This window comes from Blautia sp. HCP28S3_G10 (assembly GCF_052065235.1).
Taxonomy (GTDB): Bacteria; Bacillota; Clostridia; order Lachnospirales; family Lachnospiraceae; genus Blautia_A.
Genome location: NZ_JBQHUL010000023.1, coordinates 42,351 through 58,270, shown reverse-complemented (window position 1 = coordinate 58,270; position 15,920 = coordinate 42,351). Strand labels below are relative to the sequence as shown.

Below are 15,920 nucleotides of genomic sequence, written 5' to 3'. Positions count from 1 at the left end.
AAACAATTCGCAGAAACAGTTACTTTTAAAGTGACTGACACATCTGTAGAAATCCAAAATCGGTGCGAAATAATCTGCCGTATGGGACATCATTTAATTTGCCGGACAACATTTTACCACTGTGTGACTTGTCGCAGAAATTGTATGCTGAGCCTTTAATACTGCGTTACATACTGAACAATGACTTCCTTCTGTTTTTCCCGCTGTTGTGCAGGTGGCGGCTACGGCGGCATCTTTCACTTCTGTGTGGCCAGTTGCCGAGACCACGGTGTTCTCAACCTCTATGGCTTCCTCTGAGGCATTCTCATAGTTCTTACCACATCTCTCACATGTCCAGTACTCAACATTTCCAGCTTCTGTACAGGTTGCGGCTTTCGCTTCCACATGGGTCAGTTCATGACCAAGTTTTGCAATTGTTATTTCTTCTGCTTCTTCCGTTCCTGCTTCATCACTGAAATTCTTCTGGCATCTCTCACATGTCCAGTACTCAACATTTCCAGCTTCTGTACAGGTGGCGTCTTTTGCTTCTACATGGGTCAGTTCATGACCTAATGCAGGGATTTCTTCCTGCTCTTTCACTACTGCATCACATACAGAACAATGACTTCCCTCTGTCTTTCCTGGCTCTGTACAGGTGGCTTCTACTGCCTCGTCAATTACTTCTTTATGACCAATTGCAGCGATTACAACATCTTCAAGTTCCTCATCATTCATTTCGGATTCATTGTCGTAATTCTTACCACATTTCTCGCAATGCCAGTGCTCAATGTTTCCGTCCTCTATACAAGTGGCTTCTTTTGCTTCTACAAATGTCATTTCATGACCGGTTGCCGGAAGAGTCTTACCATCGCCTATTCCACATCTGTTGCACCTGAAGAGTTTTATTCCATCCTCTGTACATGTAGCTTCTTTAGTGATTCTTCCTTCGTCCCAGTCATGTCCCAATGCAGGGATTACACGCTGCTCTTTCAGCACTGTATTACATACAGAACAATGACCTCCCACTGTCTTCCCGGCTTCCGTACAGGTTGCAGCTACTGCCATATCCGTTACCACTGTATGGCCTTTCGCCTGAATTACAACGTCTTTGATCTCCCAAGGATTTTCAGAATTATCTGCAAAATTCCTGTCACATCTTTCACAATGCCAGTACTCAACATTTCCATTTTCCGTACAGGTCACGGCTTTCGCATCTACATGTTTCAAATCATGACCTGATGCATCAATTATTCTGTCTTCTGAATATCTGCACCTCTTACAGGTAAAACGTTTCCGGCCTTGCTCTGTGCAGGTGGCTTTCTGAGTTACCTCTCCTTCATCAAAGTCATGACCCAATGCAGGAATTATCTCAGGCACTTTCAGCACTTTATCGCAAACAGTACAATAAGTACCTGCTTTTTGTCCAGTGGTCATGCAGGTGGCATCTACTGCTTTAATAACAGCCTCCTTATGCCCTGTCGCAGGCACTTTCTCCTGCTTTCCTTCTCCGCACTTACTGCAGGCATAAAAAGCCACTCCATCTTCTGTGCAGGTTGCCTCCTTATTCATGCGTACATAGTTCCAGTTATGACCAGTTGCCGGAAGTATTTCCTGTTTTTTCAGTACTTCACCGCATGTAGAACAATGAGTTCCTTCTGTCTTTCCTTCAGTTTCACAGCCTGGATCCACAGCTATATCTGTTACTTCTGTATGACCTTTTGCTTTAACTGTGCGTTCTTCGGAAGCTCCACATCTGCTGCAGGTAAAAGTTTGCTTTCCATCTTCTGTGCAGGTTACTTCCTTAGTTGTTTTTCCTTCATCCCATGCATGGCCAAGTGCAGGAATATTTGAAGTTGCAATCGCTGTTTCAGCAGAAGCATCTGCAAAATATAATCCACAGGTTTCGCAACTCCAGAACTCTATGTTGCCTTCCTCTGTACAGGTTGGCTCTACTGCGGGATGATATTTGATCGGTCCATGACCCTTTGCAGGAATTGTTTCTTCTTTGGTCTCTCCACATCTGCTGCAGGTCGAAGTTTTTCTTCCATCTTCTGTGCAGGTGGATTCCGTGACAACATCTACCCAGTCATGACCTAATGCTGGAATTACTTCCTGTTTCTTTAATATTTTATTACATGCTGTGCAATAACTTCCTGCTGTTCTTCCTGCTGCTTCACATGTAGCTTCTGTTCCATCAAGCGTCACAACTGTATGTCCTTTTGCTGCCACTGTCTCCTGAGCTTTCAGTACGGTACCACATACGGAGCAGTGACTTCCTGCTGTTTTTCCTTCGGTTTCACAGCCTGCCTCTATTGCTGCATCCGTTACTTCTGTATGGCCTTTTGCTTTAACTGTACGTTCCTCGGAAGCTCCACATCTGCTACAAGTATAGCTGTTCTTTCCATCTTCTGTACAGGTGGCTTTTTTGATTATTTCGTTTTCTTCCCAGTTGTGTCCTTTTGCTGCCACTGTCTCCTGCGCTTTCAGCACTGTACCACATACGGAGCAGTGACTTCCTGCTGTTTTTCCTTCGGTCGTGCAGGTTGATTCAACTGCTTTGTCTTCGACTACCATATGTCCTGTTGCCGGGATTGTACGTTGATCAGATATGCCACATCTTTTGCAGGTATCAATAACTTCTCCATCTTCTGTACAGGTGGGTTCCTTGGTTATTCTTTCTTCCATGTCATGCCCCTGTGGCATAACTGTCTCCTGCGCTTTCAGCACTATCCCACATACGGAACAATGGCTTCCTGCAGTCTTTCCTTCTGTAGTACAGCCAGCCTCCACAGCCTCATCGATCACCTCTGTATGACCTTTCGCCAGAATCTCTGTGTTCGAGATCTGCGAAGCATCTGTACAGGAACTGTCTGCGAAAAGTCCTCCGCATGTCTCGCATTTATAATGATCCACTATTCCAGCTGTTGTACAGGTCGCTTCCACACCCTCAATATGTTTAATCGGTCCGTGAGCTGTCTTCGGGATTATTTCCTGTTCTTTTATCACTGCACCACAAGTTGAACAGTAACTTCCCTCCGTTCTTCCCTCTTCAGAACAAGAGGGCTCAATAGCTTCAGCTTTTACCTCTGTATGACCTTTTGCAGGAATTGTAAGATCTGTGGCTTCCGTGTTGTCGGAATTAATTGAATTTTCATAATTTTTCTGACATTTTTTACAGTAGAAATGAGCTTTAACTCCATTTTCTGTACAAGTAGGTAATGTCCCTTGAACAAACTCTTTATCATGAGGCAGTTTTCGAACTTTTATATAAGTTGCTACTTTTGTTCCTTCTGCATTGCTGAAATCCTGTCCACATACATCACAGTGCCAGTATTCTATATTTCCTTCCTTTACACAGGTAGACTCTGTTGCCTCCTGATATGCCGGTGTGTCTGCAACATTATGGAAATAAATATCATTGTCTTTAGCATATGTTTCCGCTGTAGAACCGGCTTCACCAATGATAACCAGATGATTATTTTTTACAATGGCATTCGTTTCAAAATTGACATTTGTTCCCGGAATATAAATTCCATATATATAGTTTCCGCTAAAAGCATTTGTATCAACATCTTCCAGTTTCTCTGGCAAAGTAATGTTATCAAAATTGCAGCCTGCGAAAGCTTCATATCCGATAGAAGTGAGATTCTCCGGCAGCTCTACATTACGTAACCCGCTGTCATAAAAAGCCTGCTCACCAATTGTAGTCACACTAGCCGGTAACGTAATTGTTTCCAGACTCGTACAGCCGGAAAAAGCGCCATTGATCTCAACTAATCCTTCCGGCAGAGTTACGGATTTCAGTCCGCTGCCTCCACTAAACGTGCCATCAAGCTTCGTAATGTTCTTCGGAATAACGATGCTTTCCAGGTGTCTGTTTCCCGAAAAGGCTCCTGCACCAAGAGTATTCAGTTCTTCCGGCAGTACAATTTCTGTAAACACTGTGTCGCTGAATGCATTCTTACCTATGCTTTTTAATCCTTCCGGCAGACTGAAATCTGTAATACTCGCAGACTCAAATGCATTGTCTCCAATTGTCGTCAGATCCTTTGGCAATTCTATTTTTGTCAGACTTGTACACCAGTAAAATGCCTTGTTTCCAATTATGGTAATGCTGTCCGGTAACATCACACTGTTCAGTCTCCCGCATTCTGAAAACATACCGACACCTACTGTCTCAAGTCCGGCAGGAAGTACGACACTTCGAAGGTCTGCATTCTGAGCAAAAGCCTCTTCTCCTGTTTCTTTTACATTATCCGGTAATGTCAGTTTTCTGAACTTACAATTCTTAAATGCACGGTATCCAATACTGTTCAGACCGGAAGGCCATGACATAGTATTCAGACTTGTACAGTTCCAGAAAGCATATTCTCCTATGCTCGTCACTGCAGAAGCACCTTCAACCTTGATCAGGCTTTCGCAGTCAGTAAATGCATACGGCTCTATAGTGGTCACTCCTGATGGAATGACAATACTGCTCAGTTTCTTACAGCCCTGGAACAGATGCTGACTTATAGTAGTCAGACCTGATGGAAGTTCAATACTTTCCAGTTCCGGACACTCCATAAGTGCATTTTCTCCTATGTCTGTCACTCCTGATGGAATATTGATACTGGTCAAATTTGTACAAAGTCGAAATGCATATGCACTTATTTTTGTCATACTCTCAGGTAATTTCACACTTGTCAGATTCTCACACGCTATAAATGTAGATCTGGCAATTCCGGTAATTCCCTCTTCTATCTCAACAGACTTGATTTCCTTTTTTCCCGCGAAATTTTCTGTACTGATCACTCCGGTTCCTTCGATAATCAGTCTGCCATCTGCATATAAGGTATAGGAAACGTCTTCATAATTCTCTCCTGTTCCATATACAGCTCCGCAAAAACCGCTCTCAACTACTTCCTGACTGGCACCGGCTGCTGCCATCTCCCCATCGGAAAATTCTTCTTCAGCAGACACATCTGATTCTTCTTCGCTGACCTCAACTTCTTCTGTTTCTGCAGGATCTGTCTCTTCCGGTTCTGCTTCCACACTGACTTCATTCGCATCAGAAGCACTTTCTTCAAATCCCTCTGCATATGAACCATCTGCTGAAAAATCTTCTGTTTCTTCTGTAATATCTGTATTTTCATCTTCAACTTCAGCAGCTGAATCTGTAAATTCCTCCCCCTGAATCTGCAGGTCATCTGCCGCATAAATTGTCTCCATCGGAGTCGTCACGCTGGAAGTGACCATGGCGATTGCAAGGAGCATCGCAAGTTTCCTTCGTTTCATATAGTACCCCATTCCCTTCATATTCTTTTTCGTCAGTTTAATTTGTTATTATAACGTACTCACAGATTTTTCACAATTAACTGACGGCATAGTTTTTCACTTTAATAAAAAAACGACGAGATGTCTCTGGTGATGTTGATCAACAAAATACAGTCTGCAGAAGATCTTGCAGAGTTCAAAAAGTTTCCGAAGAAATGGTAGATACTATTTATGGAAATGCGCCTGAAGAAATACAAAAAGAGAAAACAACGCGCTGACGCAGCATTAGAAAAATTAAAAGATATCAATACACCAACAGGCTCCCGCATATGCAGGAGCCTGTTGGTGTATCATGACTTTTTACTGTTATTCAAATGTTGCTTTCGCTGTGTCTATCGGATGGTCTGCCCTGTTCTCGATATCAGTGTCATTTCCGGAGAATGTACTTCCTGCAAAATCAAGGATTTCGTCACCGGGCAGACTGTCTATGCAGACTGCTGTTCCATTTCCGGTAAATATATTATTCAGATAATTAGGACTGGAACCATAAGCTGAGCTTGTATTAAATTTCAGCCCAACAGTATTATCTGTAAAACTACAGTCACATGCTCTGATCCATGCCCCGTTCTGCGCTATGGCGGCAGTGTCCCAGCCACTGAAACTGCACTCCGAAAGTATCACGTAACAATAGGCATTCAACCCGGTTCCAGATTCACCCTCAAAACGAATTCCGGCCAGATCGGCATAATTTCCATTGAGGCCTTTCATACTGACTGTTCCGGTAAAAGTTGTCTCAGAATCGCCGTCTTTGCTTCCGTAAATTCCCCATACATGATTTCCAAAAGTAATATCTCCGTCATAAGTTACTGGCGGAAGATGCAGATAAACCGGTGTATCAGAAGGAATCTCTTCCTCAATAGAAGCCAGCAGTTCATTCAGTTCTTCTGTCGTTTCCATCGGTGTATCTTCTGAATAATATGTAACTGCCGGCCTCTTTTCAACGGTAAGTCGTGTACTCAGAAAAATGGTGTCCCCATTTTTCATGGTCAGTTTCCATTTAATATCATTTGTTCCACTGTCAGAAGTAAAATAAACATCTGAAACATATGCTGCATTTGGAAAACTTTTACTGTAAACCGGCTCTATATATTCCATCTTCTGCGAATTTTCCTGCGGTTCGGTATCCATCTGGCAGGACTCTACTTTCTGAGAAAATTCTTCCACTGCCAGTTCTCCTGTATCCTCATTCAGAACATACAGCATACATGGAAGTGCACTGTCCATTCCTTCTGACAGTTTATCTGTACGTTCCCCCTGTGCATGTCCTGTCATGCCGTCTTGCTCGGAAAAAGTCAGCAGGACCTTGTATGATTTATCCTTGTCCTTATAAACAACCTGGGCTCCGCCTTCATATGTCTGCGGTCTGTGATACATGGAAAATGCAATTCCAATGACTGCCAGAATCACCAGTACGGACACTGCTGCCAGTGCTTTCTTTTTCCATTTTCTTGGTGTTTTTATTTCCTGTTTTTCAGTCTGTACTGCTGTGCAGTGCGGACAGAAAGATGCATTATCAGGAAGTGGCTGTCCACATTTCACACATTTTTTGCTCATTATTTTCCCCTTATAAAACTTCACTCAGATGAAGAATATTTTTGTATCTTTTGGCTGGATTTACCATCGTACAGCGCTGTACGATCCGCCCCATTCTGCCACTTGCAAGTTTCCCTGAAGGATGCTCACCTGTCAGCATGACATTCAAAAGAACGCCCACTGCATAAATATCCGCACGTGCATCAGATTGAGAAAGTCCGTATTGTTCCGGTGCTGCAAACCCGGTTGTTCCAAGAATCTGTGTATCCTCCTGATTTTCGCTTTTGTGGATTCTGGACGCATCAAAATCGATCAGAACTGCTTCATTTCCTCTTATGATAATATTATCCGGCTTCACATCTCTGTGTACTATTCCCCTGGAATGAAGTACCCACAGAGCCGAACATAACTGCTGAACAATCTGTTTTGCCTCCTCTGTCGTAAGAAGACTTCCTTCCAGAATCTCACCCAGATTATCACCCTTCACATATTCTTCCAGCAGAGCAACTTTTCCTTCTTTTTCTCCTACCTCCATAATTTGCGGCAGATTCGGACAGGAAACAGGCAGAAGTTTCTGATAAACTTCACTGTTTCCATAAAAATGCTTAAAAATATAAGGGGTTCCACTATCTCTATGACGTACAAGAGAGGTTTCACCCCGTTCACTTTTCTTCAAAAGCTTGATATTATCATATTCATGATGCAATACTTCCAGAAGATTGTCATAAATATCCATATTTTTCTCATTCCTATCTCTATGCAGTGTGCATATTGTTTTTCAATACAATTTATAGTACATTTAAATTTATATGTATTGTTAAATTTATTTTAACTTATAAAAAAATTCTTGTAAAGGTGCGAAATATGAAAAAAAAAGAAACAGATAATTTACAGCAGGAACTTATGGACTCACCGGATCTGACTCGATTTCTTTCTCAGAATCAAAATCAGTTTGTAAACAAAAGTACTGCTGAATTACTGAATCTTCTGTTTGAAAAAAAGAATATTTCCAAGGCAACTCTTGCCAAGCAGTCATGTATGAGCGAGATTTATCTGCACCAGATTTTTGCCGGCCGCCGTAATCCTTCCAGAAACCGGCTGCTGTGTCTGTGTTACGGTCTCGAAGCGAATGTTGAAGAAACACAGGAACTTCTGAAACTCTGCGGAATGGCTCAGCTCTATCCAAAACTGAAACGGGATGCGATCATATATTACGGATTGCAGCATAAGCTGAATCTGTTTGAGATCAATGATAAACTTTTTGATGAAAATGAAGAAACCTTGTTCTGAAACCAGTAAGGGAACCGGCACACACCGATTCCCTTTTTACTCTGTCCACTTTCTGATATTAACATCTGTTTTTCTGCATTATAACATTAGTTATTATTTAATGCCAGTGCCGCTTCACCCAGTCGATTATAAATTGTCACTGCATCATTTATATGCGGAATTCCTGTGCCAGCTGCACCTCCTGTTACCAGAATATATTCCAGTCCGTCAATTTCAGCAAAACTTGCCAGACAGTGTCCTGCCTCACCTGTGTAGCCGGTCTTTCCACCAAGTATTTGTCCGTCTGTTACAGTTGTATCGGAAAGATTTTTTAACATTGTACTGTAAAATGTAATCCCATCCGGATGAACATTCGTGCCGGGTGTGGAATGCCACGGACTTTCGATGATTTCACGGAATGTATCATTTTTGATGGCATACTTCAGCAGAACCGCAATATCCTTCGCTGTACTGTAATGGTTTGGATCATGAAGTCCTGTAGTATCACAGAAGTGTGTGTTATCCATCCCAAGCTTCGCTGCTTTTTTGTTCATCAGTTCTACAAACGCCTCCTCTGAACCAGCTACCGTATCAGCAAGTGCAATACAGCATTCTGCACCTGACGGAAGCAGAACTCCATATAGAAGATCTATAGCTCTTACAGTCTCACCTGGCTGAAAACCTGCCTGCATTGCATTCTGTTCAGCCAGTCCTGCGACCATCTCATTTGTCAGAGTAATCTCCTGATCCAGGTCACCCAACTTCTCAATAGCAACAATTGCAGTCATGATCTTTGTCATAGATGCCGGATACATCTGCTGATCTCCATTGATCTCACCTATGACTTTGCCGCCCCGCGCCTGCATCAGAACTGCCGTAGAACTGTTGATCCCACTGAGATCCAGTTCCTGTACAACAGGTTTACGAAGCTGCGCCAGCCATTCTGTAAACTCAGTTCCAATTCCAAATCTGCTTGCCATTGCAATCACAAGCGCTGCGATCACAAGTATTTCAGCTATAATGCATGCAACCAGTTTCGAACGGTTGTTTTCTTTTTTTCTGCGTGCCCGTGTTCTTCTGCCCGCATTGTTCTCACGCGAAGAACCAGTTTTTCTTGTTCTGTTTGCCGTTTCCGAAGTTCTTTTCCGCCTCTTGTCCGCCATACTGTTTCCTTCTTTTTACATGATGTAATTTACTGATATATATAATACCTACGAATTGTTTCGTGCGAAGCACTCCCACAATTCTACCTGGTATTACTACGCTATCTTTTTACGGTATACTGTTGACAGTGGATATACTCTGTGAGTAACTCCGTAATTTCCGCTGAAACTTTTTGCCTCTGCAAAGAGCGGATCATATACCAAACCATTGATCTCACACCAGCCATGTGCAGAATTATTCGTTCTTACGGTATCTTCACATACATAAACGTTTTTGTATCCGAGTGCTTTTGCAAGATATGCAAATGCAGCTGCATCTGCATGGCAATTACCTCGGCCACGCTCAAAATGATCATTTGCATACACTGCGTACCACACGCGGCCGCTCTGATCAAAACGTCTCCACGTATGATATGGTTTCTTTATGACCCATTTAAAACATGCCAGAAGTTTCTGTGAGCGTGACATTCTTTTGTTGGTGATCCTCGCTACAATAACCTCTGCGTTATGCTCGGCACGAAAAACTTCTGCTTTATTTTTGCTTATGCGCTTTCCTGTAACTTTGTAATAGGATTTTCCCTTTTTATAAGCCTGAACCCTGCCTTTTGTATCAATATAATACAGCACACCATGATATTTGTAATCCTTTTTTTGCTGAGTGCCTTTTTTATTGAAAAGATAATAATTGTTTCCGATCTTCTGATAGCCCTTCAGATATTTGCCATCACGATAATATCTTTTTTTGTTTTTGCTGTAAGTATACCAGCCATTCTGTGGAGGTTTTGCAGTTTTTTTAACTGTTGAAGCCTTCGAAGATATTGTTTTGGCTGCCATTGCAGGTTCGCCTGTCACAGTTATGGTCATAATGAGCATACAGAGCAGTATTACAAAGAGTCTCTTCGTCCTTCTCATAATTTTCTCCCTCAATAGTAAAAAAGGGTATCCCAAAACAGGATACCCTTTTCGTTTTCATATATTAGCCTAATTTTGCAGGATTAACCTTTACTCCAGGTCCCATAGTTGGTGTCAGAGTAACACTTCTTAAATACTGTCCTTTAAGAGTGCTCGGTCTAACCTTCAGAATAGCCTCAATAAGCGTCTGGAAGTTGTCGCTTAACTGTTCTTCAGTAAAGGAAGCTTTACCTACCGGAACATGAATGATATTTGTTTTGTCAAGACGATACTCGATCTTACCAGCTTTGATTTCGTTAACTGCTTTTGTAACATCCATAGTTACAGTACCAGCTTTCGGGTTCGGCATGAGACCTTTTGGTCCAAGTACACGACCCAGACGTCCTACAACGCCCATCATGTCTGGTGTAGCAACAACAACGTCAAAATCCAGCCATCCTTCGTTCTGGATCTTCGGAATCAGATCTTCTGCTCCAACGAATTCAGCACCAGCTGCTTTTGCTTCTTCAGCTTTTGCGTCTCTTGCAAATACAAGAACACGAACTTTTTTACCAGTTCCGTGTGGCAGAACTACTGCTCCACGAATCTGCTGATCTGCATGACGTCCATCGCAGCCTGTACGGATATGAACTTCGATAGTTTCGTCAAATTTAGCAACTGCGGATTTTTTTACAAGGCTGATAGCCTCTGCTGTATCATATAATGTTGCGCGGTCTACTGCTTTTGCAGCTTCCACGTATTTCTTTCCGTGTTTCATTTCTATAACCTCCTGTGGTAATTGCGGGAATTTCCCTCCCACTTCACTTCTTTTTATTAATCTACGACTTCGATTCCCATACTTCTTGCAGTACCAGCGATCATGCTCATAGCTGCTTCAAGGGATGCTGCATTTAAATCTTTCATTTTCAGTTCAGCGATTTCCTGAACCTGAGCTTTTGTTACTTTTGCAACTTTAGTCTTGTTCGGTACGCCGGAACCAGATTTGATGTTTGCAGCTTTTTTAAGAAGTACTGCAGCCGGCGGAGTTTTGGTTATGAAGCTGAAACTTCTGTCTGCGTAAACAGTGATAACTACAGGAATGATAAGATCTCCCTGATCTGCTGTTCTTGCATTAAACTCTTTTGTGAACTGTACAATGTTTACACCATGCTGTCCAAGAGCCGGACCAACCGGTGGTGCTGGAGTTGCTTTACCAGCCGGAATCTGTAATTTAATATATCCTGTTACTTTCTTTGCCATTTTTCGGCACCTCCTATGTGGTATTGGCGGGGGTTCTTCCCTCCCACGTGCATGTTATATTATGCTTTCTTAATTTCTGCGAAACTTATTTCTACAGGTGTTTCGCGACCAAACAATTCAACATTGATAGTAACCATCTGCTTCTGAGTGTTAATTGCAGTAACAACACCGGCAGTATCTTTCCAGGCTCCGCCTGTAACTACTACCATATCGCCTTCTGCAAAATCAACCTGAATGTTTTCGTCCTTAATACCTAACGGAAGCATTTCTTCTTCTGTAAGCGGGACCGGTTTGGATCCCGGACCTACGAATCCGGTTACGCCTCGGGTATTACGTACTACATACCAGGTATCATCATTCATGACCATGTTGAGAAGCACATATCCCGGAAACATTTTTTTCTGGACCTGTTTGGCAGCTCCGTTTCTCATTTCCACTACATCCTGCAATGGAACGCGAACCTCCAGAATCTGGTCTTCCAGGTGTCTGTTTTCGATTGTTTTTTCAATGTTGGCTTTTACTTTGTTCTCATACCCTGAATAGGTGTGAACAACATACCATTTTGCTTCTGACATACAATCACCGTTATCCTTATTTCATTAAAAGATTAATACCTTCCAGAATAGCTGAGTCCATAACGCTGATGATCACAGCAAGAATAACTGTAATGATTACTACAGCTATTGTCTGTTTTACCAGTGTAGGTCTGTCTACCCAGACAATCTTCTTGAATTCTGACTGAACTCCCTGAAACCAGTTTTTCTTCTGACCCTTGCCAGCAGCCTTTTCTTTCTCTTGCATAGTCTACCTCACAATTTCGTGATTACTTCGTTTCCTTGTGCAGAGTATGTCTACGACAGAACTTACAATATTTTTTTGTTTCAAGACGCTCAGGATGATTCTTTTTCTCCTTGGTCATATTGTAGTTACGCTGCTTGCACTCCGTACATGCTAATGTAATCTTAACGCGCACAACTTCCACCTCCAGTGTTTTCATTTGCGTGAGTCTTTTTTTGTTTTTTGAGCATAAAAAAAAGACCTAACTTCCATGTCGCTTGTCCATTTTATCACAGTGCATGTGTTGCGTCAAGTCTTTTCGGGATATTTTGTATGCTATTTTGTATGCTATTTTATGACGCCTGATAGTGAATACAGAATAACAGATTACCTGATATGTGACGCCTGATAGTGAATACAGAATAACAGGTTGCAGGGATACCGCATCAATTTCTGGTTCGATTCGTGCGCTTATTTGATGCCATTCGCCTGCAACTCGCCTTACGGCTCAAACAGCGGCTCAGTGGCATCAGCTAGCACAAATCTCACCGACGAAATTTTCAGCAGCATCCCCGCAACTCTGTTATTCGTATCCATTTCAGGCTGTACATCGGAATATACCAGCATCATATGCTTACAGTTTTCATATATCCCGTCACAAATTATTCTCTTCACACATTCCACTGTGCCAGGCCGCCGGCGGTCTGTTCACTCGCTGCGCTCCGCGGCTCCGCGGCTTCGCCGCCACCTACAGATAAAGTACGGTGCATGCCGGGACAAAAGAAGAACTCTGAGTGAAGGGGAGGATTTTTGTGATTATCATCTGGTGCGGACTCGCCTGAAGAACTTCGTCAAGGTTCCTGACAGACAGGTTTTTGCGTTGATGCAGAAAACGGATTGTCTGAACCGCGAAGCGGTGAGTTTGACGTTTTCTGTATCGCCTTTAGCAAAGTTCTGTATGTCTTGGTACCTTAGAAGTTCTGAACTGAGTCAGAACCAGATGATAATACACAAAAATCAATACTCACCTTCACCAGAGTTCGATCTTTACCTCCCGGCCATCACCGGGAATCCTTTATCCTATCTTACACCTTTTGTCTTGGCTTTTCCGAGATAAGCCGCCTTCACGGATTCATCCTCAGCCAGCTCCGCACCCGTACCGGACAGTGTAATCCTTCCAGTTTCCATAACATATCCATGATCAGCAGCGCGAAGAGCCATATTTGCATTCTGCTCAACAAGAAGGATGGTTTTGCCCTGCTTGTTGATCTCACGGATAATATCAAACACACCCTTAACAATAATAGGTGCAAGTCCCAGAGACGGCTCATCCATCATGATGATCTCCGGTCTGCTCATCAGGGCTCTTGCGATCGCAAGCATCTGCTGCTCACCACCGGAAAGAGTACCTGCCAGCTGCCAGTGACGTTCCTTCAGTCTGGGGAACAGATCATAACACCAGTTCAGGTCATCATCCAGATTATCTTTACGCATATAAGCTCCGATCTTGAGGTTTTCAAGAACAGTCAGATCGGCAAACACACGACGACCCTCAGGAACAAGAGTGATACCCTTTGAAACAATCTGCTCAGGTGTCTTTCCTGCAATTTCCTCTCCATTAAGAAGAATACTTCCTGAAGCAGGTTTCACAAGACCTACAATAGAACGAAGTGTGGAGCTTTTTCCTGCACCGTTGGCACCGATCAGAGTGACAACCTCTCCCTTCGGAACTTCAAAGCTGATGTTTTTGACAGCTTTAATTCCGCCATAAGATACATTCAGATCTTTTATTTCCAATATATTACTCATCTATGGCACCTCCAAGATATGCTTCGATTACTCTCGGATTATTCTGAATTTCTTCCGGAGTTCCTGCTGCGATCGGCTTACCGAAATCAAGCACATAAATTCTGTCGGAAATCTCCATTACCAGATCCATGTGATGTTCGATCATAAAAATTGTAAGTCCGAAGTCATCACGGATCTTTGCAATAAAAGCAGTCAGCTCATCCGTTTCCTGAGGATTCATACCGGCCGCAGGTTCATCCAGAAGAAGGAGCTCCGGCTTCGTAGCCAGCGCTCTGGCAATCTCCAGTCTTCGCTGTTTACCATAAGGAAGAGATGTCGCAAGTTCATCACGGACATCATCCAGTTCCAGGATATGAAGCAGTTCTTCTGCTTCTGCACACATCTGAGCTTCTTCTTTGCCATTCAGGTGAAAAGCAGCTGTAAAAAGATTACTTGTTCTTCTTAAATGTTTTGCAATGAGAATATTTTCAAATACAGTCTGGCTTTTGAACAGACGAATATTCTGGAAAGTTCTTGCAATACCAAGTTTCGTGATCTTATCCGGAGTAGGTGCGATCACGGAAGTATATTTTCCGTCATTTTCACCCTGATAGAGTTTTTTCATTTTTCCATGAGGATGATTTTCAATTATTTTCTTTCCATTAAAATATACAGCTCCGTTAGTTGGTGCATACACACCTGTAATAACGTTGAACGCTGTTGTCTTACCGGCGCCATTCGGTCCGATCAGAGAAACAATCTCACCTTTGTTGACTTCGATATTCATATTGTCAACGGCAATAACTCCGCCAAACTGCATGGTCGCATTTTCAACTTTCAGTACATTTTCACTCATTGGAGTCTCCTCCTTTCACTGCTTTCTTTTTTCTGGATTTTCCGGTAAAGAAATTAATGATTCCCTGTACTGAGAATTCCTTTGTACCCATGATGCCCTGTCGGAAAAACAGCACAATGATCATGATAATAAAGGAAAAAACAACTTTACGGAAACCGGAACGAAGGAGCGGCACATGAAAACTTCCTATATAAGTGTCATTATCCAGGAATCGTAAGATCCACTCAGAAAAGATGATAAACAGGAAAGAACTGATGCAGCTTCCTGTTACAGATCCAATACCACCGATAACTACGATCAGAAGGATTTCATAAGTCATTGCTGATTTGAACATGGATGCCTGGATTGTTGTCTGATACATGGCAAGCAGCGCACCGGAAATTCCTGCAAAGAAAGAACTGATGGTAAATGCCATTCTTTTATGATGAGCAAGGTTGATACCCATAGCCTCTGCTGCGATCTCATCATCACGGATTGCCTTGAATGCACGTCCATAGGTAGAATTGATCAGCATAACGATAAGTGCAATACAGATCCCGGACACCACGAACGGAAAAATAACGCTCTTAAAGGTAGGATAACTTCTCAGAAGGTTGGATCCGTTTGTAAGAGGACCAATCTTGTCCCACTGGAACACGGCACGGATGATTTCCGCAAAACCAAGTGTTGCAATTGCAAGATAATCACTTTTCAGACGAAGTACAGGAAGTCCGATCAGATAAGCAAAAACTGCTGCAACCACACCAGCTGCGATCAGCGCAACCCACATAGGAACAGCAAACTGTACGATGCCGCCGTCAAAATACTGATAAACAAACTCTCTCTGATCTACAGGAATAGTCAGAATACCATATGTATAGGCACCAAGGAGCATAAATCCTGCCTGTCCAAGTGAGAACAGCCCTGTAAATCCGTTCAGAAGGTTCATGGAAACTGCAACCAGTGCATAGATCGCACCTTTTTTAAGTACAGTGAAGATCATTGCAGTGGACGGAAGTATATGTTCCATAATATACAAAACAACCAGTAACGCCACAATCAGGGAAACGTTTATGATTGCCGTTTTTTTCTTTGTCATGATAACGCCT

The 15,920-nt window shown here is 42.7% G+C and carries 14 protein-coding genes; 1 reads left to right on the top strand and 13 read right to left on the bottom strand.

The genetic code is table 11. From position 1 onward, the window contains the following. Positions 1-93: 93 nt before the first annotated feature. The 3 genes from ACTNB8_RS10600 to ACTNB8_RS10590 all read right to left on the bottom strand — a co-directional run bounded on the left by ACTNB8_RS10600 (position 94) and on the right by ACTNB8_RS10590 (position 7,564). Complete coding sequence (locus ACTNB8_RS10600) at positions 94-5,256, bottom strand: leucine-rich repeat domain-containing protein (protein ID WP_441054496.1); 5,163 nt, start codon at positions 5,254-5,256, stop codon at positions 94-96. Positions 5,257-5,601: 345 nt separating this feature from the next. After that, positions 5,602-6,849, bottom strand: a complete 1,248-nt coding sequence (locus ACTNB8_RS10595; RefSeq protein ID WP_441054494.1) for a zinc-ribbon domain-containing protein — start codon at positions 6,847-6,849, stop codon at positions 5,602-5,604. Between the two features lie 10 nt (positions 6,850-6,859). After that, on the bottom strand, positions 6,860-7,564 hold the full coding sequence (locus tag ACTNB8_RS10590) for a serine/threonine protein kinase (protein WP_441054492.1): 705 nt from the start codon (positions 7,562-7,564) through the stop codon (positions 6,860-6,862). Positions 7,565-7,692: 128 nt separating this feature from the next. On the opposite strand from ACTNB8_RS10590, the gene ACTNB8_RS10585 reads away from it, so the two are divergent. Next, complete coding sequence (locus ACTNB8_RS10585) at positions 7,693-8,118, top strand: helix-turn-helix domain-containing protein (protein WP_441054490.1); 426 nt, start codon at positions 7,693-7,695, stop codon at positions 8,116-8,118. Positions 8,119-8,204: 86 nt separating this feature from the next. Here ACTNB8_RS10585 and ACTNB8_RS10580 read toward each other — a convergent pair whose 3' ends face one another. The 10 genes from ACTNB8_RS10580 to ACTNB8_RS10535 all read right to left on the bottom strand — a co-directional run bounded on the left by ACTNB8_RS10580 (position 8,205) and on the right by ACTNB8_RS10535 (position 15,910). After that, positions 8,205-9,260, bottom strand: coding sequence for a D-alanyl-D-alanine carboxypeptidase family protein (locus tag ACTNB8_RS10580; RefSeq protein ID WP_441054488.1), 1,056 nt, complete (start codon positions 9,258-9,260; stop codon positions 8,205-8,207). 96 nt (positions 9,261-9,356) lie between these two features. Next, positions 9,357-10,172, bottom strand: a complete 816-nt coding sequence (locus tag ACTNB8_RS10575; protein ID WP_441054486.1) for a transglutaminase domain-containing protein — start codon at positions 10,170-10,172, stop codon at positions 9,357-9,359. Positions 10,173-10,236: 64 nt separating this feature from the next. Then, the gene (gene rplA / locus ACTNB8_RS10570) at positions 10,237-10,929 is read right to left on the bottom strand and encodes a 50S ribosomal protein L1 (RefSeq protein WP_441054484.1); all 693 of its coding nucleotides are present in this window, start codon (positions 10,927-10,929) and stop codon (positions 10,237-10,239) included. A gap of 56 nt (positions 10,930-10,985) precedes the next feature. After that, the gene (gene rplK / locus ACTNB8_RS10565; protein WP_015540664.1) at positions 10,986-11,411 is read right to left on the bottom strand and encodes a 50S ribosomal protein L11; all 426 of its coding nucleotides are present in this window, start codon (positions 11,409-11,411) and stop codon (positions 10,986-10,988) included. Between the two features lie 59 nt (positions 11,412-11,470). Then, a complete protein-coding gene (gene nusG, locus ACTNB8_RS10560) occupies positions 11,471-11,986 on the bottom strand; it encodes a transcription termination/antitermination protein NusG (RefSeq protein WP_296158212.1) in 516 nt (171 codons plus the stop codon). 16 nt (positions 11,987-12,002) lie between these two features. After that, on the bottom strand, positions 12,003-12,212 hold the full coding sequence (secE, locus tag ACTNB8_RS10555) for a preprotein translocase subunit SecE (RefSeq protein WP_441054482.1): 210 nt from the start codon (positions 12,210-12,212) through the stop codon (positions 12,003-12,005). A gap of 22 nt (positions 12,213-12,234) precedes the next feature. After that, entirely contained in the window at positions 12,235-12,384 is a 150-nt protein-coding gene (gene rpmG / locus ACTNB8_RS10550; protein WP_296045474.1) for a 50S ribosomal protein L33, read from the bottom strand. Positions 12,385-13,268: 884 nt separating this feature from the next. Next, complete coding sequence (locus tag ACTNB8_RS10545) at positions 13,269-13,988, bottom strand: ABC transporter ATP-binding protein (protein WP_296158218.1); 720 nt, start codon at positions 13,986-13,988, stop codon at positions 13,269-13,271. A gap of 1 nt (position 13,989) precedes the next feature. Beyond that, the gene (locus tag ACTNB8_RS10540) at positions 13,990-14,832 is read right to left on the bottom strand and encodes an ABC transporter ATP-binding protein (protein ID WP_441054480.1); all 843 of its coding nucleotides are present in this window, start codon (positions 14,830-14,832) and stop codon (positions 13,990-13,992) included. Beyond that, positions 14,825-15,910: a branched-chain amino acid ABC transporter permease gene (locus tag ACTNB8_RS10535; protein ID WP_441054478.1), complete on the bottom strand. Its 1,086-nt coding sequence runs from the start codon at positions 15,908-15,910 to the stop codon at positions 14,825-14,827. Before ACTNB8_RS10535 ends, ACTNB8_RS10540 begins: the two co-directional genes overlap by 8 nt. Positions 15,911-15,920: the final 10 nt, after the last annotated feature.